Source organism: Pseudomonas sp. AU12215 (genome assembly GCF_001675465.2).
In the GTDB taxonomy this organism is placed as follows: Bacteria; Pseudomonadota; Gammaproteobacteria; order Pseudomonadales; family Pseudomonadaceae; genus Pseudomonas; species Pseudomonas nitroreducens.
In genome coordinates this window covers 134,504-158,087 of sequence record NZ_MACM02000174.1, presented here as the reverse complement: position 1 = coordinate 158,087, position 23,584 = coordinate 134,504, and the positions used below count along the sequence as shown (strand labels likewise).

Sequence of the window (23,584 nt, the reverse complement as noted above, 5' to 3'; positions counted from 1 at the left end):
TTATCTCACTGCGTGACTGCGCCGACGCATTGCTCGGCGAGGTGATTGACCAGCGCCGCCGCGAGTTCGCGCGGGTCGCCGGAGAGGGTGCTGTAGCCGCCTTCGCGCAGGCTGTCGGGCATGCTGGAGCAGGCGCAGCTGTCGGCGCGCTGGGTCCAGATCGGCGCGCCCTGGCGGCGCACGTAGGCCGCGGCGGCGCTGCCGTCGCTGCACATGCCGCTGAACACGATCACGCCGCAGCGCTCACCGTATTGCTGCGCGAGATTGAGCATCATCTGGTCGATGGACGGGCTGTAGGGTTCCGGCCAGCTGCGGTCCTGCACGTGCATGCGCGCCGAATCGTCGAAGCCCAGCTCGCGGGAAATCGGCACCACCACCACTTCGCCGCAGCGCACCGGATCGCCGTCGCGCACGCTGTTGACGTGCCACTGACTGTGGCGACCGACAGCTTGGGGCAGGTTCGCCTCGAACGAGGCATCGATGTGCTGGGCATACAGGAAGCCCACCGGCAGGCCGCCGGGCAGCGCGTCGAGGAAGGTCTTCACCGCCGCCGGGCCGCCCAGCGAGGCGGCGAGCAGCCAGACCTGCGCGGCGGGTTCACCGGCCTTGAGCGGTGAGGCGGCGAGGTCATCGGGCAGCGTCACGCGGGTGGGCCGCTGCGCTTCGTCGAGCAGCGCCGCGAGGCTGCGGCCCACGCCGGCGCTGGGGTCACCCACCAGCTTGCGCAACTTGGACACCAGCCGGCGTTCCCAGCGCGGGTAATGTTCGGAATGCCGCTCCGGCGCGTGGCCTTCGCCGAACAGCACGGGTACGCGCGACTGCTCCAGCAGGTTGTCCACCAGCGGCGAGTCTTCCTGCTGCGCCAGGTCCACCAGCCACAGGTCGGTCTCGCAGGCGTCCAGCTGGTCGCTCTCAAGGCGCGCTGGATCGGCGTTGAGCACCACCTGGTAACCGTGGCCGGCCAACGCCTGTGCCAGCACGTGGCGCTGCAGGGAGGTATCGGCGATCACCGCAATGCGCGGCGTGCTCTGCTCAGACATGGGCCTTCACCAGCTTGTGGATATTCTCCAGCAGCTCGGACTCCTGGTACGGCTTGCCCAGGTACTGGTTGACGCCGATGGCCAGGGCACGGTCGCGGTGCTTCTCGCCGGTACGGGAGGTAATCATGATGATCGGCAAGTCCTTCAGCTGTTCATCGTGGCGCACCAGGGTGGCCACCTCGAAGCCGTCCATGCGCGGCATCTCGATGTCCAGCAGCATGATGTCGGGCTTGTGGTCCTGCAGCTGGGCGATGGCGTCCACCCCGTCCTTGGCGGTGAGCACGTTCATGCCATTGCGTTCCAGCAGGCGGCTGGTGACCTTGCGCACGGTGACCGAGTCGTCCACCACCATGACCAGGGTCGGGCGCTGGTGCTCGATTTCCGCCACGCTCGGGCCCGCCAGCTGGCGGCGCGGCGCGTGCTGGATGAGCTGGGCGTGGAGCACGCGGATGGTCGCCAGCAGGTCGAGAATCACCACCACGCGACCGTCACCGAGGATGGTCGCACCGGAGATGCCGCTGACGCCGGCGAACTGCGCACCGAGGCTCTTCACCACGATCTCGCGCGAGCCGGCCAGGGCGTCCACCTGCACTGCCACGGCGTGGTCCGCCGAGCGCACCAGGATCACCGGCAGCGGCAGCGACTGACCGACCAGCTTGGGATGCTGGCCGTTGTTGAGCAGGTCGCCGAGGTATTTCAGTTCATAGCTCTGGCCGGCGTATTCGAAGCTCGGCGCGGCGCCGGACTCGTCGGCGGCAGCCTGTTCGTAGAGTGCCTCCAGCTCGTACGGGGAGACCCGCACGATGCCTTCGATGGTGTTCAGCGGCAGGGCGTAGAGGTCCTCGCCGGAAAGCACCATCAGCGCGCGGTTCACCGACACGGTGAACGGCAGGCGGATGTCGAACTTCGTCCCCTCGCCAACGCTGGACTGGATGCTCATGGAGCCGCCGAGTTGCTTCACCTCGGAGTTCACCACGTCCATGCCCACGCCGCGGCCGGAAATCTGCGTGACCTTCTCGGCGGTGCTGAAGCCGGCCTCGAGGATGAACTGCAGCACCTCGTGGTCGTTCAGCTCGCTGTCATCGGTCATCAGGCCGCGCTCGATGGCCTTGCGGCGCACCGCTTCCAGGCGGATGCCGGCGCCATCGTCGGCGAGGGTCAGGAGGATGTCGCCACCCTCGCGGCCCAGGGTCAGGCGGATGGTGCCCTGCTCCGGCTTGCCGGCGATGCGGCGCGCCTCGCCGGACTCGATGCCGTGGTCGACCGCGTTGCGCAGCATGTGCTCCAGCGGCGCGACGATGCGTTCGAGCACGCTGCGGTCCATCTCGCCTTCGGCGTTGCTGACCACGAACTCGACCTGCTTGCCCAGCTCGCTCGCCACCTGGCGGACGATCCGCCGCAGGCGCGGCACCAGGCGGTCGAACGGCACCATGCGGGTGCGCATCAGGCCTTCCTGCAACTCCGTGTTGACCCGCGCCTGTTGCAGCAGCAGGGTCTCGGCGTCGCGGTTCTTCGCGGCCAGGGTTTCCTTGAGGTCGAACAGGTCGGAAGCGGACTCGAACAACGCACGGGAGAGCTGCTGCAGCTGCGAGTAGCGGTCCATTTCCAGCGGGTCGAAATCTTCGTAGCCGGCGCGCTCGGCGTCGGCCTGGTGGCGCGAGAGGATCTGCGCCTGGGTTTCGGTATCCAGACGCCGCAACTGGTCGCGGACCCGCTCGATGGTCGCGTCCATCTCGCCCAGGGTCGAACCGACGTCGCTCACCTGCTGCTCGACGCGGCCGCGGAAGATGGAGGTCTCACCGGCGAGGTTGACCAGCCCTTCGAGCAGTTGCGCGGGTACCTTCACCAGTTCCTGCGGCGCACGGCGCGCAGCGGCTTCCTGGGCGGCTTCCTGGGCACGGCGAACGAAGGGCAGCACCACCGGCGCATCGAGGCGCTGCGGTACGGCAGCGGCCATGATGGCTTCCGGCAGCACCGGCAGGTTCACCGGAGCCGGCTGTTCGGCGACCGGTTCTTCATCGATGGCTTCCTCGAACTGGCTTTCGGCACTCTCGACTTCACCCAGGTGCAGGCGCAACTGGTCGACCTCGGCCTGCAGGCCTTCGAAGCCGGACTGCACGTCCAGCAACAGGCTTTCCGGCCAGGGCGCGCCCTGCTGCTGGGCTTCGCCCAGGTGCTGTTCGAGGTCGTGGGCCAGGTCGCCGAGGCTGGTCTGGCCGGCCAGGCGCGCACCACCCTTGAGGGTATGCAGAATGCGCAGCAGCTCATCCAGCGCGCCGTTCTCGCGCTCGGCGTCCCAGCGGCCCAGTGCCTGCTCCATGCCTTCGAGCAGGTCGTCGGCCTCTTCCAGGAAGATATCCAGGATGTCGGCTTCCGGGCCCTCGGGCGCGGCGGGCTGGGAGCTGATCGCGTGCAGGCTGACGCTGCTGGGGATGCTCAGCTGCTCTTCGGGGTTGGCACGAAATCGGTGGATCGCGTCAATCAGCGATTCACCTCCCGGCACCCGGCGGTGCTGTTGGACGGCCTCGAGCATTTCGGCGAGACGGTCGTGGCAACGCTGCAGCAATTCGAAGAGCGTCGGGCTGGCACGCAGGCGCCCGCCGCAGAGGCCCTCGTAGAGGAATTCCAGTTCGTGGGCGAGGTCGCCGATGGGGCGAATCTCGGCCATCCGCGCGCCGCCCTTGAGGGTGTGCAGGTCGCGTTGCAGCGCTTCCAGCTCGACGCTGTTGTCGGGGTTGGCCATCCAGCGCGTCAGTGCGCCGGAGGAGCTTTCGAGGATGTCGAAGCCTTCCTCGAGGAAGATTTCCACCAGTTCCTGGTCGCGGTCCGGGTCAAGCTCGTACTCGCTGTCCTGCACGCCTGTCGCCTCGGGGGCAGACGCCGCGGCGGCGGTGACAGGCTCGATGGCAGCCGGCTCCTCGGCGGGCTCGGCTTCGGCCTCTTCGAGGAAGCTCTGCAGGTCGATCTCTTCGGGCGCAGCGGCCGATTCCGGCTCGGCTTCGGACTGCCGCTCGGTGCCTTCGAGACCGATGCTCTCAAGTTCGGTGCTTTCGAGATCGGTCGCTTGAAGCTCGGCGCTAGCAGCCAACGGCTCGGCCTCGGCGGGCAGTTCCAGCTCGATATCGGCATCGTTCGGGGCAGTAGTTTCCAGTAGCTCCTCGGCCTCGCTCTCATCCGCCACAGCGTCCAGCTGCGGCTGCGCAGCCAGCGCCTGCGGTGCGTCCAGCCCGGCGGCCGGGTTCTGGCGGAAGGTGCGGATGGTCTGCACCAGGTCGGCCGGATCGGTCAGCGCCTGGCCGGCCTGCAGCTGATCGAGCTGGGTCGCCAGGCGGTCGTGGCAGGTGCGCAGCAGGTCGCCCAGCGGCTGGCTGTGCTGGAAGCGATGGTCCAGCAGGCCTTCGTAGAGTGATTCGAGTTCGTGGGACAGATCGCCTATCTCGCGGATTTCCGCCATGCGCGCACCGCCCTTGAGGGTGTGCAGGTCGCGTTGCAGGGTCGAAAGCGCAGCGAGGCCCTCGGGCGAAGCCAGCCATTGGTCCAGCGCCTGGCCGGCGTTGTCGAGGATGTCGACCGCCTCTTCGAGGAAGATCGCCACCATTTCCTCGTCCAGCGCACGCGGCGGTTGCTGCGGGGCGGGATGGGCGTGCGGGGTTTCGGCGGTGATGACGTCATCGTCATCGTCGTCGGCGGCACCACGCGGGGCACCGTCGTTATCGCTGCGCGGCGACCAGCTCAGGCCGTCGGGCAGGTTGTCGTCGTCCACCGGGCGGCTGTCGAGAAGGAATTCCTCGTCTTCGGCGGGGAAGTCATCGGCGGTCAGGCTTTCCAGGTCGACGAACTCGACATCCGGGGCGTCTTCCGATGGCTCGTTCTGGACGGCGGGCACCGGTGCATCCAGCAGGCGGTGCAGCGCTTCGACCTGTTCCGGGCGGGCACTGACCTGCAGCGCTGCAGCCACCTGGTCCATCATGCCGATCAGCGCCTCGTGGGCGGTTTCGGCGGCGGAGAAGAAGGCGTCGCCGGTTTCCAGGCTACCCTGGCGCACGGCGCCATAGACTGCCAGCAGCGCATCGGCGAGTTCCGCCATCTGCGGCAGCTCGGCCATCTGCGCACCACGGCTGAGGGTTTCCAGCTCGTCGTAGAGGGCGCCCAGTTCGTGGCGCTCCTGCGGGTGCTCGCGCCAGCGGCGCAGCAGATCCTCGGCGTCGAGCAGGATGTCCATGCCCTCGGCGAGGAACATGCCGATCAACTGCGGATCGTTGCCGCTGCCCTCGCCGCTTTCACCGCGGCGCTTGGCCTCGGCAGCCTCCAGACGTTCCTGGTGAACCTGCGCGATGCGCGCCAGGAGTTCCGGGCTGCCTTCGATGGGCGCCAGCGGGCGACCTTCGACGAGCTGGTCGAGGCCGACGCGGAACAGACCTTCGGCGGCGTGCAGCAGTTCCGCCTCGCGCAGGTCGACCTGCAGCAGGTTGGTCTTGAATTCCTTCACCAGCCGCTCCAGCGGCGTGGCGATTTCGGCGATCGGCAGGATGCCGGCCATGTGCGCGCTGCCCTTGAGGGTGTGCAGGGCGCGTTGCAGGTCGTCGGTCACCGGTTGCGGCAGCTGCTGCGCGCAATCGGCGAGGAAGCCGACCAGGGTTTCCAGGTGGGCTTCGGCTTCGTTGCGGAAGATCTCCAGCAACTGCGGATCGAGGCTCTCGTCGAGCCCTTCGTTGGCAGCCTGGGCAGCGATCTCCTCGACCTCTGCCAGCTCGGGGGTGATGTCCTCGACCTGCGGCGCCGACTCCGGCAGCCCGCCACCGGGCGGCGGCACCGGCTGCCCCTTGGCCAGGGCATGGGCGGTAGCGGCCAGGCGGTCGACGTCGTCGCGCTGGCGCTGGGCGCTGGCAGCGTACTCCTCGACCAGTTCAGGCATCAGCGCGACCACATCCTGGACCACCTGCAGCACGGCAGGCGAGGCGGCAATGCTGCGGTCGAGCACGCGGTTGAGCAGGTTCTCGATGGACCAGGCCAGCTCGCCGATCACCAGCGCGCGGATCATCCGGCCACTGCCCTTGAGGGTATGGAAGGCACGGCGAATCTCGGTCAGCGAGTCGCGGTCGTCGGTGTTGGCCAGCCAGGTCGGCAGGTGCTCGCCGATGGTTTCCAGCACTTCGCCGGCTTCTTCGATGAAGACTTCGCGCAGCTCTTCGTCGATGGGTTCTTCATCGGCGGGCGGCGGCAGCAGGCTGGGCGGTACGTCCTGGGCCGGCGGGTTGATCGCCGATACCGGGGCGGCCATGACTTCGGCCAGGGACAGCGGCTTGGCCGGTGCCTCGGCGACGACTTCGGGCTCGGCCGGCGGGCTGGGCAGCTCGACTTCCGGCAGGTCCAGCTCGGCGATGTTCTCGTCGCTCCAGGCTTCGGCCTGGACGGCGGGCGCCTGGGGCTCGACCAGCGGTTCCAGCGCTTCCAGCTCAAGTGGCGCGTCGAGGCTGAAGTCGACGCCAGCGTCCAGCGCGGTCGGTTCGCTCAGCTCACCCAGGGTCCAGTTGTCATCGCTGACCAGCGAGGTTTCGGCGCTGGACGGTTCATCGCTGGCAGGCTGGGCGTCGAAGCTCAAGTCGTCCAGGGCTGCCGGCGGTGCGGGTTCGACCGTTTCCAGGCTGGCGAAGCTTTCGTCCAGCTCCAGCGACGGTGCGGGCGACTCGGCAGTCGGCTGGCTCAGGTCGATGCTGAACCAGTCTTCCTCGGCGGGCTTGTCGCCGGCCGGGGTCAGCGACTGCATGTCCCAGGTCAGCTCCTCCACCGGGGCCGGAGTGGCCTCCAGCGTCGGCAGGCTGGCGAAGTCGTCGAGCAGCTCCGGAGTGGCCGGGGCTTCGCTCGGGGTGCCGGACAGGTCCAGCGATTCCCAGGATTGTTCGGTCGTTGCCGGCTCCGCCTGCGCGGGCTCGTCGAGTCGCGGCGTCTCGGCCAGCGGGAGGGCATCGTCCAGGCTCCAGCTCAGCTCAGCGGCCAGCGGTTGCGCGGGCGCCTCTTCCAGCGTTTCGAGAGTGAACTCGATGCTGTCGGCCCTGTGGCTGTCGTCCAGCGACCAGCCTTCATCGGCCAGGGTGGTGTCGGTGATCGGTGCGGCCGGCTCCAGTTCGATATCCCAGCTGAGGCTTTCCGGCTCCAGGGTCGCACCGGGCAGTTCAGCCGAGGCAGCCAGCGGCGTGGCCTCGTCGAGAGTCCAGGCGCCCGGTTCGGCGCTGGGCTCGGCAGCGGGCAGGCCGGAGTCCAGCTCCAGGGGTTCGAAGGTGAAGCTCGCTTCGGCTTCGCCAACAGGCTGGGCTTCGAGTTCAGTCGGGAGGCCGAAGTCGGCCGGCAGTGCGGGCTGCTCCCCGGCGACAGGCTCGACAACGGGCTCCAGCGATTCGAAGGTGAAGCTCTCTTCAGTGTCCGCAACAGGTTGGGGCGTATCGAGGTCGGCAAGGTCCAGGACCGGTTCGTCCACCGGAGCCAGCTCTTCTGTCGGGGCAAGCTCGGCAGGCTGTTCGAACGCCAGCTCCTCGGTCGGGGTGACATCGAGGCTCGCGGGCTCGAAGCTGTCGGCGATTTCCACCGGCGCGGCCAACTCGGGGACGTCTTCCACCGGGACCGCTTCGCTCGGCTCGGCCAGCGGCTGCGCCGCCAGTACGTCGATCTCGTCGAGCGGGTTGTCCAGGGGCGCAGGGACGTGGGCGCTCGGCTCGGCGTCGAGGATCGACGGGCGCGGCTTGAGCGAATAGCCCAGGCTGTCCAGGCTCTCCTCGGCGACGTCGAGGATCATGTCGCCTTGGGTGTTGTGGTCTTCCGACAGGCGCTCTAAGTAGTACTCGACGCTGGTGATGGCGTCGGCCAGGGTGTCGAGGCTGTGCCAGTCCGGCACGGCCTGGCGCACCAGCAGTTGTTCCTGGATGTAGCGGTTGCAGTTTTCCAGCAGTTTCGCCGCGCGTTCCTGGGAGATCATCGCCAGTCCGCCGCGAACCTGGGTCAGCAGCTCCGGCACGCGGGCCAGATGCTCGTGGTTCCATTGCGAGGCGATGAACTCGATGATCGCGTCCTTGGCCAGTTCCAGGCCATTGCGCGCTTCCTTGATCACCACCTGGTGGATCTGCTCGACATCGGTGGTCGGCAGGACGTTTTCTTCGCTGCCCGGCTCTTCGCTCGGGCCGACCATGCCGGCCAGGGTCGCTTCGACATACAGCAGCGCACCGGCGACATCCATCAGGGTGGCGTCGTTGGGCTGGCGCTGGCCGTGGGCGAGCGCGCTGACCACCTCGATCTGGTCGAGGATGACCTTGCGCGGCTGGCCGAAGCCCAGCACGGCGAGGGTGTCGGCGATCTGCTTGAGTGGCGCCAGCAGGCTACCCAGTTCGTTCACGCCGCTGCGGTCGCTGCGCACGAAGAGGTCGAGGCTGTCCTTGACCCGCACCAGCTCCTCGCACAGAGCGCCAACCACCGAGCGCATGGCGTCGCGGTCAGGGCCGGCGAGACGGGCACGCTCCTCGTCCACCAGGGCGGCACCCGGCAGGGCGTCGTCGAGGCGGTACTCGTCCTTCACCGCACGCACGCGCGGCGACTGGTCGGAGGCCTTGGCGACGTAGAACAGCAGGTTCTTGATCAGTTCTTCCGGCGCCGCCTGGTTCATAGCGTCGGCGCCCTGGTCGACCAGGCGCTTGAATTCGCGGTCGACCTGGCGCAGCAGGTTACGTACCGAGGTGCCGTTGGCGATGCTGCCGTTGGCCAGGCCTTCGATCATCGCCGAGGCGATCACCCACAGGCGGCCCAGCGGGGCGTCCTTGCACAGCGATTCCAGGCGGGCGAACACGCGCGCCAGGTAGCCCAGATTGGTCGGCAGGTCCTGGTTGCGGATGACGCCGACCAGGGCGACCTGCAGCATCTGCCGCAGCTTGCGCAGCAGCGCCGGCAGTTCGGCGGTGCGCAGGCGCGCCAGGGCGTCCACCGGCAGCACCGGCGAGGACTGGGAAAGGTCGGGGGAGAACAGGCTGGTTTCCGACAGCAGCTTCTCGCCGCGAGCGGTGCGCAGGTCGTTGAGCAACGGCAGCACGACCAGCGGCAGGTCGCGGCGGGCGCTCTGGATGCGCTCCAGGTACGCCGGCAGCTGCAGGATGGCCTGCATCAGCACTTCCAGCGCTTCGCTCTGGCTGGAGACCTTGCCGTCGATCAGCGCCTGGGTCAGGTACTCCATTTCCTCGGCGAGCAGGGCCGCGCCGTAGAACTCCACCATCTGCAGGGTGCCACGCACCTGGTGGATGTAGGCCAGGCAAAAGCCCATCCGCGTCGGGTCCTGGGGGTTCTCGACGTAGAATTCGAGGGCTTGCCGCGCCTGCTTGAGCGTTTCGGCAATCTCGCCTTTTACCCATTCCAGGGCGACATAATCGTGCCGATCACCCATAGCCACTCCACTCATGTGTCTGTGTCATCCCTTCCGGGTAAAGGCCAGAACGCGCTCATCGGCGACCGGTTCGAGCAGCGGGTGGTGCCAATCGGCCACCTCACCCACTCCGATCACCAGCAGTCCCCCAGGCGCCAGCCGCTCGGCCAGGCGATTGAGGATGTCCCGCCGCCGCCAGCGGCGGAAATAGATCAGCAGGTTCTGGCAAAAAATCACGTCCATGCCGGACATTGGCGCCTTGGCCAGTTCCAGCACATTCAGCCGGGCGCAACAGACGCGCTCGGCGAGATCGGGTATCACTGCGTATCGACCGTCATCCTGCGCGCTGAAGTAGCGCGTGGCCAGTTCCGGGTCGATGTCCTCCAGCTTGCGTGCCGCGTAGCGCGCCTCGCGCGCCCGGGTCAGGGCATTGAGGCTGATGTCGGTGCCGGTCACGCCGAACAGCGGCGCCAGACCTGCGTCTTCGAGTACCTTGGCGGCCACCATGGCGAGGGAGTACGGCTCCTCGCCACTGGAACAGCCGACGCTCCACAAGGCCAGCGGCCGGCTCGGGCCGACCTGTTCGAGGCGCTGACGGAGGAAGCCTTCCAGCACTTCGAATGAAGCCTTGTGACGAAAGAAACGGGTTTCCTGAACGGTGAGGCGGTCCAGCAGGTTCGACCACTCGACGGCGCCGCGCGGGCCATCGGTGACCTGTCGGTAGTAGGTGCCGTAGTCGGCGATGCCCAGTTCGCGCATCCGCGCGCCCAGGCTGGTCTGCAGGAAGGCGCGGCGTTGTTCGTTGACGACGACACCGGTCCGGTCTTCCAACAGTGCCTGCCAATCGCGGAAGTCCGCGGCCGACATGTCGGCCAACGGCTGCAACGACCAGACGCCACTTGCCTGCATGTCGCGCCCCTCGCTCAAGACTGTCATGCGCTACCCGGTGAAGAGCAGCGCACCTCCTCTGCTCAGGCCTGTTCGGCGATGTCCGGCAGTTTGAAGCCGGATACGGAGTGACGCATCTCGCCGGCCATCTTGGCCAGGTTGCCAATGCTGCGCGCGGTGGCGGTGGTACCGGCGGAGGTCTGCGAGGTGATCTCCTGGATCACGTTCATGGTGTTGGAAATGTGGCCGGCGGAGGAGGCCTGCTGACGGGCGGCGTTGGAAATGTTCTGGATCAACGCTGCCAGGGTCTTGGATACCTTCTCGATCTCTTCCAGAGACACACCGGCGTCCTGCGCCAGGCGGGCACCGCGTACCACCTCGGAGGTGGTCTGTTCCATCGAGATCACCGCTTCGTTGGTGTCGGTCTGAATGGTCTTCACCAGCGCTTCGATCTGCTTGGTCGCCGCGGAGGAACGTTCCGCCAGTCGCTGTACTTCGTCCGCTACCACGGCGAAGCCGCGGCCCGCGTCGCCCGCCATGGACGCCTGGATCGCGGCGTTCAGTGCGAGGATGTTGGTCTGGTCGGCAATGTCGTTGATCAGGCTTACGATGTCACCGATCTCCTGGGACGATTCACCCAGGCGCTTGATCCGCTTCGAGGTGTCCTGAATCTGCTCACGGATGTTGTCCATGCCGGTGATGGTGTTGTGCACCACTTCGTTGCCCTTGTTGGCGATGGCTACGGAACGTTCCGCTACCGCCGAGGACTCGGAGGCGTTCGCCGATACCTGGTCAATGGACACGGCCATTTCGTTGATCGCGGCGGAGGCGCCGGCGATTTCCTGGGCCTGGTGCTCGGAAGCCTCGGCCAGGTGCATGGCGGTGGCCTGGGTTTCCTGGGCGGCGGCGGCCACCTGCACGGCTGTCAGGTTGATGGTTTCCACCAGCTCGCGGAGCTGGTCGATGGAGTAGTTGATGGAGTCCGCGATCGCACCGGTGAAGTCCTCGGTCACGGTCGCCGCCACCGTCAGGTCACCGTCGGCGAGGTCGGCGATTTCGTCGAGCAGTCGCAGAATCGCCGCCTGGTTACGTTCGTTCTTCTCGGCGGTCTCGGCCAGTCGGCGGTTGGTTTCACGCACCATCACCAGGCCGATGAGGATGATCGCGCCGAGGGCGAGGATGCCCAGCGCGACGCTGGCGACCTGGTTGAACACACGGCCTTCGGCCAGGTTCTCGAAGCCGTTGGCGAGGTTGGAGGCCTTGTCGAGCAGGGTCTGCGAACCGCCGAAGATGGTGTTGGCGGCCTCACGGACCTGGAACAGTTCCGGGGAGGTCTCGAGGATCTCGTCCACCGAGCCGGAAACGAATTCGAACAGCTCGGCAATCTCGTTGAGGCGGTCAACGGCCTCGGCGTTGGTCACCTTGGAGATGCTCATCGCCGCGTTGCCTTCCTTCATGCCCTTGAGTACGCGACCGAAGAGGCTGGCGTCACGGCCGAAGCTGTCGGCGGCCTGCACGGAGTTCTCGTCACCGGCGAGCACCTTGTTCACCGAGCCGAGGATACGTTCGGCCAGCAGCGACTGGCGCTGGGCTACCGCGACCTGGTCGGCCGGGGCGCCGTTCTCCAGCAGGATGTCGACGACCTCTTCGTACTCCACCTGCAGCTGCGGGATGGTTTCGGCGAGGGTCGCGGCCACCTGGTGCAGGGACAGTACGGTCTGTTCGCTGGCGAGGATGGAGTCGGTGTTCTTGCGCAGGGTGTCCCAGTCCTTCTGCACATCCGCCATCTGCGGTTGTACCGAATCCGGGCTCGGCGGCAGGCCGGTGCTTTCGTCACCCTTGGAAAGGATGTTCCAGCGCTTCTCGAAGTCGTTGCGTGCTTCCTTGAGCAGCTTGAACGCCTCGCCCTTGCCCGCCGCAGCTTCCGTGGCGTTCTTGGCGATACGCTGGGACAGCACGCGCAGTTCGCCGGCATGGCCGATGTACTGCTTGTCGTGGTCCGCCTGCTTGTTCAGGTAAGCGAAGTTGGCGAACAGCAAGACGATCGCCACGATCAGGACCACGAAGAGTCCGAGGATCAGCGAGCTGCTACGCGCCCCCGAGAAAAGACTGCCTGCCTTTATATTTTTCATATTCGGCCCCCGCCTGGACCCACCACGATTACGGTTTCCATGTCACAACAAGGGCCGGCAATGCCGGCCCAACCGGTCAAACTCTAGCTGGCGACATCCAGGAACCCCGGGTGCTGAGCCAGCGCATGCGGGCTGAACACGAGCCAGGGTTGCTCCCGATGGAAGACGCCATGGATAAAGGGCTGCAGGACCGCTTCGAGGGGCGGCAACTGCTCGGAGAAGGTATCCACCGGGAAGTGCTGCATGCCGAACACCTCATCGACGATGAGGCCGGCGAAGACTTCCTGGTGTTCCACGACGAGCACGCGCCGCTGCTTGCGCAGAGGCGACAGCTCCGCGCCGAGGAAGCCGCACAGGTCCATGATCGGCAGCAGGCGGCCGCGCACGTTGGCGACCCCCTTCACCCAGTCACGGACACCGGGCAGCAGTGTGTAGCGCGGCTCATGAAGAACCTCGCCGACCTCCCCCATGGGCGCCACGAACAGGCGCCCAGCCATGCGAAAGCCGATACCGTTCCAGCTCTGCACCACCTCGCGCTGGGCGGGCAGGCCCGCAGCCAGCTGCCGACAGCGCTGATCGATCTGGACGAGAACCTCGAAAGGACTCTGGACTTCCGCCATGCCGGCCCTGGCCTTCTCTAATAATTATGTTCGGTACGTGCAGGTACGGCTGTATCAGCCGGCCAGCACCGAATTGATGGTCTTGAGCAGTGTTTCTTCGTCCACCGGCTTGGTCAGGTAGTCGCGAGCGCCCTGGCGCTTGCCCCAGACCTTGTCGGTTTCCTGGTCCTTGGTGGTGACGATGATCACCGGAATGGCGCTGGTTTCCGGGTCCTTGGACAACTGACGGGTCGCCTGGAAGCCGTTCAGGCCGGGCATGACGATGTCCATCAGGACGACGTCCGGCTTTTCCTGGCGAGCCAGGGCCACGCCGTCGGCGCCGTTTTCGGCCTTGAGTACCTGGTGCGAGTGCTTTTCCAGCATCGCGGTCAGCTTGTACATCTCGGTCGGCGAGTCATCAACAATCAGAATTCGAGCCATTGTGGTCCCCATACGGAATAGGCGTCACCGGCGCTCGCGCCGGACTTCAGGAAGCGTGCTCCACCGGGGTGAAGTCGGGCACATGGGTCTTGATCGCGCCGAGCAGTTCTTCCTTGCTGAAGGGCTTGGTGAGGTACTGATCGGAACCGACGATGCGACCCTTGGCCTTGTCGAACAGGCCGTCCTTGGAGGACAGCATGATCACCGGCGTGGATTTGAAGGCACTATTGTTCTTGATCAGGGCGCAGGTCTGATAGCCATCCAGGCGCGGCATCATGATGTCGACGAAGATGATGCTGGGATGGGTATCGGCGATCTTGGCCAGCGCGTCGAAGCCGTCGATGGCTGTAATGACATCGCAGCCAACCTTCTTCAGCAGGGTTTCAGCCGTGCGACGAATCGTCTTGGAATCGTCGATCACCATTACTTTCAAACCGTCGGAATGCTGTTCCATGTTCGCCCTTACCATCTTCGGTGAGTCGTTTTTCCGCTTTTTATTTCAGTGCGCAAGCGCCCTGCCACCGTCGGGCTGCGACCCAATCGTGGGAACCTTTTACCACAATCGTCAGAATCTTTACCACGCCCAGCAAATTCAGGCCATAAGACCCGGAACACGCAGGCTTTTTCCTTGACCGAGCGCACATCCAGCGCCACCCTGAGCGTCCATTTTCAGCCTTTTCGGCGCGGCTCTGCGTCGCAGCCCCAAGCCCAACAGACTCCCCCAGGAGGACATCCCATGAGCGTACGCCTCGGGATCGTGATGGACCCCATCGCGCAGATCAGTTTCAAGAAGGACAGCTCGCTGGCCATGCTGCTGGCAGCCCAGGCCCGTGGTTGGCAGCTGTTCTATATGGAACAGCAGGATCTTTACCAGAAAGAGAACGTCGCCCGCGGTCGCATGCGCCCGCTCAAGGTGTTCTACGATCCGGCCCACTGGTTCGAACTGGAAGAGGAAGTCGACCAGCCGCTGTCGGAACTGGACGTGATCCTGATGCGCAAGGACCCGCCCTTCGACAACGAGTTCGTCTACTCCACCTACCTGCTGGAACAGGCCGAAGCCGCCGGCACGCTCATCGTCAACAAGCCGCAGAGCCTGCGTGATTGCAACGAGAAGTACTTTGCCACGCTTTTCCCGCAGTGTGCGCCACCGACAGTGGTGAGCCGCCGGTCCGATATTCTGCGCGAGTTCGCGGCGGAGCATCGTGACATCATTCTCAAACCCCTGGATGGCATGGGTGGATCGATGATCTTCCGCCACCGCGAAGGCGACCCTAACCTCTCGGTGATCCTCGAGACCCTGACTCGCCACGGCCAGGAGCAGGTCATGGCGCAACGCTATTTGCCGGCCATCAAGGATGGCGACAAGCGCATCCTGATGATCGACGGCGAGCCGGTGGAGTACTGCCTGGCGCGCATCCCGGCGCAGGGCGAGACCCGCGGCAACCTTGCCGCCGGTGGTCGTGGCGTGGCCCAGCCGCTGACCGAGCGCGACCGCTGGATCGCCGCCCAGGTCGGCCCGGAGCTGCGCAAACGCGGCCTGCTGTTCGTCGGCTTGGACGTCATCGGCGAGAACCTCACCGAGATCAACGTCACCAGCCCGACCTGCATCCGCGAGATCGATGCGGCCTACGACACGCGCATCGGTGAGAGACTGATGGCAGTCATCGACGAAAAGCTCAAGGCGCGCAGTGCGTCATAGACTTTTATAAGCCTCGTCGGCAGACTTCCGCCCCACCCTGGCCTACGCGACCCGCAATGAACGCTGCAACCCACCAAGACTTCCCCGTGTCCTCCGGCGTCCGTCCGGCGGACCGGCTGGGTTTCACCCTGTTCGTTGCGGCCATCCTGCACGTGGCCGTGCTGCTGGGCGTGGGCTTCACCATGCCCATGCCCAGCCAGTTGAGCAAGACGCTGGAAATCACCCTGGCCAGCTTCAAGAGCGACAAGGCGCCGGAGAAAGCCGACTACCTTGCCCAGATGAACCAGCAGGGCAGCGGTACCCTGGAACACAAGGCGGTCCCCAAGACCACCGAGCAGGCGCCGTTCCAGGACACCGAAGTCAAGAAGGTCGCCCCGCCGGCCACTCCGCGCCAGGCCAAAAGCCCGGAAGCGCCCAAGGCCGCCGTCGCCACCCGCACCCCGCGCCCGGACAAGGTGCAGACCAAACAGCAGACGCCCAAGGCCGAGACCGTCGCCAAGCCGGCGCCGCAGTTCGACTCCAGCCAGCTCTCGGCGGAAATCTCCAGCCTCGAAGCCGACCTTGCCCGCGAGCAGCAGGCCTACGCCAAGCGCCCGCGCATCCACCGCCTGAGCGCCGCCTCGACCATGCGCGACAAGGGCGCCTGGTATAAAGAGGAATGGCGCAAGAAGATCGAGCGCATCGGCAACCTCAACTACCCGGACGAAGCCCGCCGCCAGCGCATCTACGGCAGCCTGCGCCTGCTGGTGTCGATCAACCGCGACGGCTCCCTGTATGAAGTCCAGGTGCTCGAGTCCTCCGGTCAGCCCACCCTGGACCAGGCCGCCCAGCGCATCGTGCGCCTGGCCGCACCCTTCGCGCCCTTCTCCGGCGACCTGAACGACATCGACCGCCTGGAAATCATCCGTACCTGGCGCTTCGAGCGCGGCGATCGCCTGTCCAGCAACTGATCCGACGCCCCCGCCGACCTCTGCCGGCGCTTTCAAGTCTTGTCCCTTTGGCCCCCAGGCCTGAAACTAGCCGGCATGAAAAGCACAGCCGCCAGCTACCTCAAGCACCATTTCCTCATCGCCATGCCGCACATGGCGGACTCCAACTTCGCCCAGACGGTCACCTACCTCGTGGAACACAACGAGCAGGGCGCCATGGGCCTGGTCATCAATCGCCCCAGCGGCCTGAACCTCGCCGATGTGCTCGAACAGCTGCGCCCGGACGAATTGCCGCCGGTACGCTGCCAGGGCATGACCATCTACAGCGGCGGGCCGGTGCAGACCGACCGCGGCTTCGTCCTGCACCCCGCCGGACGCAGCTACCAGGCCACCCTGGAGCTGGGCGAGCTGTCGCTGTCCACTTCCCAGGACGTGCTGTTCGCCATCGCCGACGGCAGCGGCCCGGCCCAGCACCTAATCACCCTCGGTTACGCGGGCTGGGAAGCCGGCCAGCTGGAAGCCGAACTGGCCGACAACGCCTGGCTGACCTGCCCGGCCGACCCTGCGGTGCTCTTCGAGGTGCCGGCTGAACAGCGCCTGTCGGCGGCCGCCGAGCGCCTGGGGATCAACCTCAGCCTGCTCACCGCCCAGGCCGGGCACGCCTGATGAGCAGCAAACCCCTGCGCCTGCTCCTGGGCTTCGACTACGGCACCAAGCAGATCGGCGTCGCCGTCGGCCAGGCCATCACCGGCCAGGCCCGCGAGCTCTGCGTGCTCAAGGCACAGAACGGCGTGCCGGACTGGAACCGCGTGGAAGCCCTGATCAAGGAATGGCAACCCGACGCCATCGTCGTCGGCCTGCCGCTGAACATGGATGGCACCCCCAGCGAGATGAGCGAACGCGCCGAAAAGTTCGCCCGCCGCCTGAACGGCCGCTACAACCTGCCGGTGCACACCCATGACGAACGCCTGACCACCTACGCCGCTAAGGGCGAACGCCTGGCCCAGGGCCAGACGGGCGGCTACCGCGAGCGCCCGGTGGACGCCCTGGCCGCCGCCCTGCTGCTGGAGGGCTGGCTGGCGGAGAACACCCCTGCTTGACCTGCGGCAGAGCCCCTTGGGCCAAAGCCGCTAAGCTTGCCGGACCACTCCTTCCCGGAACGGTCCGCCCCGATGGCCGCCCGTGCCGGGTGGCCTCGCCAACCGAACCGGAGACGTCATGACCCTGCCAAGCCCCGCCGAACTCATCCCCCGCATGGCCACCGACCTGCGCAACTACCTCGCGCAGCGCGGCATCGACTCGCCACGCTTCGTCGGCATCCACACCGGCGGCATCTGGGTCGCCCAGGAACTGCTCAAGGCACTGGGCAGCGACGAGATCCTCGGCATCCTCGACGTCTCCTTCTACCGCGACGACTTCACCCGCAGCGGCCTGCACCCGCAGGTCCGTCCGTCGGAACTGCCCTTCGAGATCGACGGCCAGCACCTGATCCTGGTGGACGACGTGCTGATGAGCGGCCGGACCATCCGCGCCGCGCTGAACGAGCTGTTCGACTACGGTCGCCCGGCCAGCGTGACCCTGGTCAGCCTGGTGGACCTGAACAAGCGCGAACTGCCGATTCGCCCGGATGTCGTCGGCGAAACCCTGTCATTGGCACCCAACGAGCGGGTAAAATTGCGCGGTCCCGCACCACTCGTCCTCGAGCGCACGCTTCTCAGCCCCGCGCTGTAACCCCGCGCGCCCGGACATCCACCCCCAACTTTCAGGGCCTGCCACATGCCGACCGACGCCAAGCGCCCGCTGCAGCTCAACGACCTGGGCCAGCTGCGCCACTTCCTCTCGCTCGACGGGTTGTCCCGCGAACTGCTGACTGAAATCCTCGATACCGCCGACTCCTTCCTCGAGGTCGGCGCCCGCGCGGTGAAGAAGGTCCCGCTGCTGCGCGGCAAGACCGTGTGCAACGTGTTCTTCGAGAACTCCACGCGCACCCGCACCACCTTCGAGCTGGCCGCGCAGCGCCTGTCCGCCGACGTCATCTCGCTGAACGTGTCGACCTCATCCACCAGCAAGGGCGAGACGCTCACCGACACCCTGCGCAACCTCGAGGCCATGGCCGCCGACATGTTCGTCGTGCGCCACAGCGACTCGGGCGCCGCGCATTTCATCGCCGAGCACGTCAGCCCCAACGTCGCCGTGATCAACGGTGGCGACGGCCGCCACGGCCACCCGACCCAGGGCATGCTCGACATGCTCACCATCCGCCGCCACAAGGGAGACTTCGAGAACCTCTCGGTGGCCATCGTCGGTGACATCCTGCACTCGCGGGTGGCGCGCTCCGACATGCTGGCGCTGAAGACCCTCGGCTGCCCGGACATCCGTGTGATCGCCCCGCGCACCCTGCTGCCGGTGGGCCTGGAAGAGCAGTACGGGGTGAAGGTCTTCACCAACGCCGACGAAGGCCTGAAGGACGTCGATGTGGTGATCATGCTGCGCCTGCAGCGCGAGCGCATGGCCGGCGGCCTGCTGCCCAGCGAAGGCGAGTTCTTCAAACTCTACGGCCTGACCCAGAAGCGCCTGAAGCTGGCCAAGCCCGATGCCATCGTCATGCACCCCGGCCCGATCAACCGCGGCGTGGAGATCGACTCCGCCGTGGCCGACGGTGAACAGTCGGTGATCCTCAACCAGGTCACCTACGGCATCGCCATCCGCATGGCCGTGCTGTCCATGGCCATGAGCGGCCAGAACGCCCAACGCCAGCTGGAACAGGAGGACGCGCAATGACCGTCAGTATTCGTGGCGCCCACCTGATCGACCCGGCCAGCGGCCTGGACAAGGTCTGCGACCTGCACATCGAGGCCGGCCGCATCATCGCCATCGGCAACGCCCCCGAAGGCTTCCACGCCGCTCAGGAAATCGACGCCGCCGGTCTGATCGCCGCCCCCGGCCTGGTCGATCTGAGCGTCGCCCTGCGCGAGCCGGGCTACAGCCGCAAGGGCAATATCGAAAGCGAAACCCGCGCGGCCGCCGCGGGGGGCGTCACCAGTCTGTGCTTCCCGCCGCAGACCAAGCCGGTGCTGGACACCTCCGCCGTCGCCGAGCTGATCCTCGACCGCGCCCGCGAGGCCGGCAACGCCAAGGTCTTCCCCATCGGCGCGCTGACCAAGGGCCTGGGAGGCGAGCAGCTGTCCGAACTGGTCGCCCTGCGCGACGCCGGCTGCGTGGCCTTCACCAACGGCCTGGCGCCGATGGCGAGCAACCGCGTGCTGCTGCGCTCGCTGGAGTACGCGGCGACCTTCGACCTCACCGTGATCTTCACCTCCCAGGACAATGACCTGGCCGAAGGCGGCATCGCCCACGAAGGCCCGACCGCCAGCTTCCGCGGCCTGGCCGGCATCCCGGAAACCGCCGAGACCGTGGCCCTGGCGCGCAATCTGCTGCTGGTCGAGCAGGCCGGCGTACGCGCGCACTTCAGCCAGCTGACCAGCGCCCGCGGCGTCGAGCTGATCGCCCAGGCCCAGGCCCGCGGCCTGCCGGTGACCGCCGACGTAGCGCTGTACCAGTTGATCCTGACCGACGAAGCACTGGCGGACTTCTCCAGCCTGTACCACGTGCAGCCGCCGCTGCGCTCGCACAAGGACCGCGACGCCCTGCGCGAAGCGGTGAAAAGCGGCGTGATCCAGGCCATCGCCAGCCACCACCAGCCCCACGAAGCGGACGCGAAGAACGCCCCGTTCGCCGCGACCGACCCGGGCATCAGCAGCGTCGAACTGCTGCTGCCGCTAGCCATGACCCTGGTGCAGGACGGCCTGCTCGACCTGCCGACCCTGCTGGCGCGCCTGTCCAGCGGCCCGGCCGCCGCCCTGCGCCTGCCGGCCGGCAAGCTGGCGATCGGCGCCGCCGCCGACGTGGTGCTGTTCGAAGCCGACGGCCAGACCCTGGCAGGCGAAACCTGGCACTCCCGCGGCCAGAACTGCCCGTTCCTCGGCCACTGCCTGCCGGGCGTGGTGCGCTGCACCCTGGTGGACGGGCATATCGTCCACGCGGTGTAACGCTGCGCTGCCCCATGAAAAAGCCCGCCGATTGGCGGGCTTTTTCATGGGCACTCCAGCAGGGAGCCTGGACGTAGGACGGCGCAGGAGTGCGCGGCTTCGCGCCCTTTTAGGAGCGAGCTTGCTCGCGAACCGGCCCAAGTCAGGCGCTCGGGATGTTCGCGAGCAAGGACTGGGCGTCCCCCTCGCTCCAACGAAAAGCGCTCCGGCGCAGGGCGTCAGATCATCGCCAGCGCCTTGGCCAGATCGGCACGCAGGTCCTCCACATCTTCCACCCCCACCGACAGACGAATCAGCGAATCACCGATGCCCAGCGCCGCGCGGTTTTCCGGTGGGATGCTGGCGTGGGTCATGATCGCCGGGTGTTCGATCAGGCTTTCCACCCCGCCCAGGCTTTCCGCCAGGGCAAACAGCCGGACGTTCTCCAGGAAGCGCCGCGAGCCGGCGAGATCAGTGTTCAGGTCCAGCGAGATCATCCCGCCGAAGCCCTTCATCTGCGTGCGCGCCAGTTCGTGCTGCGGGTGCGAGGTCAAGCCGGGGTAATAGACGCGCTTTACCTGCGGCTGCTGCTCCAGCCATTTCGCCAACTCCAGCGCATTGGCGCAGTGCCGTTCCATGCGCAGCGCCAGGGTCTTCACGCCACGCAGGGTGAGGAAGGCGTCGAACGGGCCGGCGATGGCGCCCACCGAGTTCTGCAGGAAGCCCAGTCGTTCGGCCAGATCGGGGTTGTCGCCGACGATGGCGATGCCGCCGATGACGTCCGAGTGGCCGTTCAGGTACTTGGTGGTGGAGTGCACGACGATGTCGAAGCCCAGGTCCAGCGGGCGCTGCACGTAGGGGCTGGCGAAGGTGTTGTCGGCCACGCAGAGGATGCCGCGCGCGCGGCAGGTGCGGGCAATGGCCGCCAGGTCGGTCAGGCGCAGCAACGGGTTGCTCGGGGTTTCCACCCAGACCATGCGCGTCTTGTCGGTGAGCGCTGCTTCCAACGCGCCGGGCTGGGCCAGGTCGGCGAAATGGAAGTCATGCCCGGCGCTGCGCCGACGCACCCGCTCGAACAGGCGGAAGGTGCCGCCGTAGAGGTCGTTGCCGGAGACGATGTGCGAGCCGGCGTCGAGCAGCTCAAGCACCGCCGAAATCGCCGCCAGCCCCGAGGCGAAGGCAAACGCCTTGCTGCCGCCTTCCAGGTCCGCCACGCAGCGCTCCAGCGCCCAGCGTGTGGGGTTGTGCGAGCGGCCGTAGTCCAGCCCCTTGTGCACGCCGGGGCTGTCCTGGCGATAGGTGGAATTGGCATAGATCGGCGGCATGATCGCCCCGGTGGACGGGTCCGGCTCCTGCCCGGCGTGGATCACGCGGGTGGCGAAACCGAGGCGGTCGTCGTGCTGGCTCATGCGAGGGTCCTCCGTAGATGGTTGAGCAGGTCGAAGCGGGTGATCAGGCCGTGGAAACCCGAGGCGTCGGCGATGATCGCCACCAGCCCGCGTGCCAGCACGGCTTCGAGTTCCTTGAGGCTGGCGCCGGGCGCGAGGGTTTCCGGGGCGGTGTTCATGGCGCTGGCGACATCGCTGCGGAAATGCGCCGGGTCGTCATGCACACCCAGCAGGATGTCGGACTCGTCGATGACACCGACCAGCCGCTGGCCGTCGAGCACGGGGAGCTGTGAGATATCCGCCAGGCGCATGCGCTGGAAGGCGGTAAGCAGGGTGTCGCCCGGGCCGACGGCGACCACCCTGCCCTCCTCGAAGCGCCGCGCGACGATGTCGCGCAGGTCGCCGTAGCGCTTGCGCTGCAACAGGCCCTGGTCGGTCATCCACTGGTCGTTGTAGACCTTCGACAGGTAACGCGTGCCGGTGTCGCAGAGCAGGCTGACCACGCGCTTGGGTTCCTTCTGCTCGCGGCAGAAGCGCAGCGCGGCGGCCAGCAGGGTGCCGGTGGACGAACCGGCGGCAATACCCTCATTGCGCAGCAGCTCGCGGGCGGTGCTGAAGCTTTCCTCGTCGCTGATGGAGTAGGCGTGGCGCACGCTGGAGAGGTCGGCGATCGAAGGCACGAAGTCTTCGCCTATGCCTTCCACCGCCCAGGAACCGGGCGTGCCGATGGCCCCGGAGCGCGAGTACTCGGCCATGATCGAGCCCACCGGGTCGGCCAGGACCATTTCCAGTTCCGGCTGGACCTTCTGGAAGAAGCGCGTGAGGCCGGTCAGGGTGCCGGCGGAGCCGACGCCGACCACCACAGCGTCGAGGTCATGGCCGGTCTGTGCCCATATTTCAGGGCCGGTGCCGGTCTCGTGGGCCAGCGGGTTGGCGGGGTTGTTGAACTGGTCGGCGAAGAAGGCGTTCGGCAGGTCTTTCGCCAGGCGCGCGGCAACGTCCTGGTAGTACTCGGGGTGGCCCTTGCCGACATCGGAGCGAGTGATGTGCACCTCGGCGCCCATGGCGCGCAGGTGCAGAACCTTCTCGGTGGACATCTTGTCCGGCACCACCAGCACTACCCGGTAGCCCTTGGCGCGGCCCACCAGTGCCAGGCCCAGGCCGGTGTTGCCGGCGGTGGCTTCGACTATCACGCCACCGGGCTTGAGCCGGCCATCGCGTTCGGCGGCCTCGATCATGGCGACGCCGATGCGGTCCTTGATGGAGCCGCCGGGATTCTGCGATTCGAGCTTGAGGAACAGGGTGCAGGGTCCGGTATCGAAGCGCGTGACGCGGACCATGGGGGTATTGCCGATCAGATCGAGTACGGCGGGGCGGGATTCGTTGCTCATGGCAGCCACTCCTTCTGGGCGCCACGGGGATCGCCCGGCAGCGCCTGCTACTGTCCTCCTGACCTTAGGCGGAGGGCAAAGCTCGCGCCAGGCGGCGCGACGAAAGAGAGCGGCATTGGCTTTTCGTAGGAGCGAGGGGAACGCCCAGTCCTTGCTCGCGAACATCCCGAGCGCCGAGGCTGGGGCGGTTCGCGGGCAAGCTCGCTCCTACATAAAAGAAGGATCAGATGCGCTGCGGCCCGTTGCGCTCGGAAATCTGGCTGTTCAGCGTCCAGAAGTCGTACAGCACGCCGACCAGGAACAGGCCGCCGGTGAACAGGTAGATGATCCCGGTGATCCACTTGCCCATGTACATGCGGTGCACGCCGAACACGCCGAGGAAGGTCAGCAGGATCCAGGCGACGTTGTAGTCGATGCCGCCAGCGCGGTAGCGCTGGTCCGCCGCATCATCCATGGAAGGGATGAGGAACAGGTCGATGATCCAGCCGATGAAGAACAGGCCGAGGGTGAAGAACCAGATGGTGCCGGTAATCGGCCGGCCATAGTAGAAGCGGTGCGAGCCGGTGAAGCCGAAAATCCACAGCAGGTAGCCGATGACCTTGCTGTGAGTATCAGGGTTGGCGGACATGCCTTTCTCCCATTGCGTTGCGT

General features: G+C 66.7%; 17 protein-coding genes. 7 read left to right on the top strand and 10 right to left on the bottom strand.

Going from position 1 to position 23,584, the window contains the following annotated elements; all coding sequences use genetic code 11:
- Positions 1-5: 5 nt before the first annotated feature.
- The 7 genes from A9513_RS29280 to pilG all read right to left on the bottom strand — a co-directional run bounded on the left by A9513_RS29280 (position 6) and on the right by pilG (position 13,952).
- Positions 6-1,040: a chemotaxis protein CheB gene (locus A9513_RS29280; RefSeq protein WP_054907836.1), complete on the bottom strand. Its 1,035-nt coding sequence runs from the start codon at positions 1,038-1,040 to the stop codon at positions 6-8.
- Positions 1,033-9,459 carry an Hpt domain-containing protein gene (locus A9513_RS29275; protein WP_065086246.1) on the bottom strand — a complete coding sequence of 2,809 codons (8,427 nt, stop codon included), beginning with the start codon at positions 9,457-9,459 and terminating at the stop codon, positions 1,033-1,035. Before A9513_RS29275 ends, A9513_RS29280 begins: the two co-directional genes overlap by 8 nt.
- A 24-nt stretch (positions 9,460-9,483) precedes the next feature.
- The gene (locus A9513_RS29270; protein WP_024766235.1) at positions 9,484-10,347 is read right to left on the bottom strand and encodes a CheR family methyltransferase; all 864 of its coding nucleotides are present in this window, start codon (positions 10,345-10,347) and stop codon (positions 9,484-9,486) included.
- A 62-nt stretch (positions 10,348-10,409) separates the two neighbouring features.
- Positions 10,410-12,458 carry a methyl-accepting chemotaxis protein gene (locus A9513_RS29265; protein WP_024766236.1) on the bottom strand — a complete coding sequence of 683 codons (2,049 nt, stop codon included), beginning with the start codon at positions 12,456-12,458 and terminating at the stop codon, positions 10,410-10,412.
- A gap of 83 nt (positions 12,459-12,541) precedes the next feature.
- Positions 12,542-13,078 carry a chemotaxis protein CheW gene (locus tag A9513_RS29260; protein WP_017520132.1) on the bottom strand — a complete coding sequence of 179 codons (537 nt, stop codon included), beginning with the start codon at positions 13,076-13,078 and terminating at the stop codon, positions 12,542-12,544.
- 54 nt (positions 13,079-13,132) lie between these two features.
- Entirely contained in the window at positions 13,133-13,498 is a 366-nt protein-coding gene (gene pilH, locus A9513_RS29255; protein WP_024766237.1) for a twitching motility response regulator PilH, read from the bottom strand.
- Between the two features lie 46 nt (positions 13,499-13,544).
- Positions 13,545-13,952 (bottom strand): twitching motility response regulator PilG, encoded by a 408-nt coding sequence (pilG, locus tag A9513_RS29250; protein ID WP_015475142.1) that lies wholly within the window; start codon positions 13,950-13,952, stop codon positions 13,545-13,547.
- A 282-nt stretch (positions 13,953-14,234) separates the two neighbouring features.
- On the opposite strand from pilG, the gene gshB reads away from it, so the two are divergent.
- The 7 genes from gshB (at position 14,235) to A9513_RS29215 (ending at position 20,175) form a co-directional block, all read left to right on the top strand.
- A complete protein-coding gene (gene gshB, locus A9513_RS29245; RefSeq protein ID WP_024766238.1) occupies positions 14,235-15,197 on the top strand; it encodes a glutathione synthase in 963 nt (320 codons plus the stop codon).
- A 56-nt stretch (positions 15,198-15,253) separates the two neighbouring features.
- Positions 15,254-16,147, top strand: coding sequence for an energy transducer TonB (locus tag A9513_RS29240; RefSeq protein ID WP_024766239.1), 894 nt, complete (start codon positions 15,254-15,256; stop codon positions 16,145-16,147).
- A 75-nt stretch (positions 16,148-16,222) separates the two neighbouring features.
- Complete coding sequence (locus A9513_RS29235; RefSeq protein ID WP_024766240.1) at positions 16,223-16,792, top strand: YqgE/AlgH family protein; 570 nt, start codon at positions 16,223-16,225, stop codon at positions 16,790-16,792.
- On the top strand, positions 16,789-17,226 hold the full coding sequence (gene ruvX / locus A9513_RS29230) for a Holliday junction resolvase RuvX (RefSeq protein WP_089285805.1): 438 nt from the start codon (positions 16,789-16,791) through the stop codon (positions 17,224-17,226). Before A9513_RS29235 ends, ruvX begins: the two co-directional genes overlap by 4 nt.
- A gap of 118 nt (positions 17,227-17,344) precedes the next feature.
- Complete coding sequence (gene pyrR / locus A9513_RS29225) at positions 17,345-17,857, top strand: bifunctional pyr operon transcriptional regulator/uracil phosphoribosyltransferase PyrR (protein ID WP_024766241.1); 513 nt, start codon at positions 17,345-17,347, stop codon at positions 17,855-17,857.
- 45 nt (positions 17,858-17,902) lie between these two features.
- A complete protein-coding gene (locus A9513_RS29220; RefSeq protein ID WP_037013504.1) occupies positions 17,903-18,907 on the top strand; it encodes an aspartate carbamoyltransferase catalytic subunit in 1,005 nt (334 codons plus the stop codon).
- Positions 18,904-20,175, top strand: coding sequence for a dihydroorotase (locus A9513_RS29215; protein ID WP_065086245.1), 1,272 nt, complete (start codon positions 18,904-18,906; stop codon positions 20,173-20,175). Before A9513_RS29220 ends, A9513_RS29215 begins: the two co-directional genes overlap by 4 nt.
- A 218-nt stretch (positions 20,176-20,393) precedes the next feature.
- Here the strand turns inward: A9513_RS29215 and A9513_RS29210 are convergent, their stop codons facing one another.
- The 3 genes from A9513_RS29210 to A9513_RS29200 form a co-directional block, all read right to left on the bottom strand.
- Positions 20,394-21,563: a PLP-dependent aspartate aminotransferase family protein gene (locus A9513_RS29210; RefSeq protein ID WP_065086244.1), complete on the bottom strand. Its 1,170-nt coding sequence runs from the start codon at positions 21,561-21,563 to the stop codon at positions 20,394-20,396.
- Complete coding sequence (locus A9513_RS29205; protein WP_065086243.1) at positions 21,560-22,933, bottom strand: cystathionine beta-synthase; 1,374 nt, start codon at positions 22,931-22,933, stop codon at positions 21,560-21,562. Before A9513_RS29205 ends, A9513_RS29210 begins: the two co-directional genes overlap by 4 nt.
- Positions 22,934-23,156: 223 nt before the next feature.
- The gene (locus A9513_RS29200) at positions 23,157-23,561 is read right to left on the bottom strand and encodes a TM2 domain-containing protein (RefSeq protein WP_024766756.1); all 405 of its coding nucleotides are present in this window, start codon (positions 23,559-23,561) and stop codon (positions 23,157-23,159) included.
- Between the last annotated feature and the right edge of the window lie 23 nt (positions 23,562-23,584).

Excerpts from the sequence above, each read along its gene's own strand:
- A9513_RS29280 (WP_054907836.1), bottom strand. The coding sequence starts at position 1,040 with ATGTCTGAGCAGAGCACGCCGCGCATTGCGGTGATCGCCGATACCTCC.
- A9513_RS29275 (WP_065086246.1), bottom strand. The coding sequence starts at position 9,459 with ATGGGTGATCGGCACGATTATGTCGCCCTGGAATGGGTAAAAGGCGAG.
- A9513_RS29270 (WP_024766235.1), bottom strand. The coding sequence starts at position 10,347 with ATGCAGGCAAGTGGCGTCTGGTCGTTGCAGCCGTTGGCCGACATGTCG.
- A9513_RS29265 (WP_024766236.1), bottom strand. The coding sequence starts at position 12,458 with ATGAAAAATATAAAGGCAGGCAGTCTTTTCTCGGGGGCGCGTAGCAGC.
- A9513_RS29260 (WP_017520132.1), bottom strand. The coding sequence starts at position 13,078 with ATGGCGGAAGTCCAGAGTCCTTTCGAGGTTCTCGTCCAGATCGATCAG.
- pilH (WP_024766237.1), bottom strand. The coding sequence starts at position 13,498 with ATGGCTCGAATTCTGATTGTTGATGACTCGCCGACCGAGATGTACAAG.
- pilG (WP_015475142.1), bottom strand. The coding sequence starts at position 13,952 with ATGGAACAGCATTCCGACGGTTTGAAAGTAATGGTGATCGACGATTCC.
- gshB (WP_024766238.1), top strand. The coding sequence starts at position 14,235 with ATGAGCGTACGCCTCGGGATCGTGATGGACCCCATCGCGCAGATCAGT.
- A9513_RS29240 (WP_024766239.1), top strand. The coding sequence starts at position 15,254 with ATGAACGCTGCAACCCACCAAGACTTCCCCGTGTCCTCCGGCGTCCGT.
- A9513_RS29235 (WP_024766240.1), top strand. The coding sequence starts at position 16,223 with ATGAAAAGCACAGCCGCCAGCTACCTCAAGCACCATTTCCTCATCGCC.
- pyrR (WP_024766241.1), top strand. The coding sequence starts at position 17,345 with ATGACCCTGCCAAGCCCCGCCGAACTCATCCCCCGCATGGCCACCGAC.
- A9513_RS29220 (WP_037013504.1), top strand. The coding sequence starts at position 17,903 with ATGCCGACCGACGCCAAGCGCCCGCTGCAGCTCAACGACCTGGGCCAG.
- A9513_RS29215 (WP_065086245.1), top strand. The coding sequence starts at position 18,904 with ATGACCGTCAGTATTCGTGGCGCCCACCTGATCGACCCGGCCAGCGGC.
- A9513_RS29210 (WP_065086244.1), bottom strand. The coding sequence starts at position 21,563 with ATGAGCCAGCACGACGACCGCCTCGGTTTCGCCACCCGCGTGATCCAC.
- A9513_RS29205 (WP_065086243.1), bottom strand. The coding sequence starts at position 22,933 with ATGAGCAACGAATCCCGCCCCGCCGTACTCGATCTGATCGGCAATACC.
- A9513_RS29200 (WP_024766756.1), bottom strand. The coding sequence starts at position 23,561 with ATGTCCGCCAACCCTGATACTCACAGCAAGGTCATCGGCTACCTGCTG.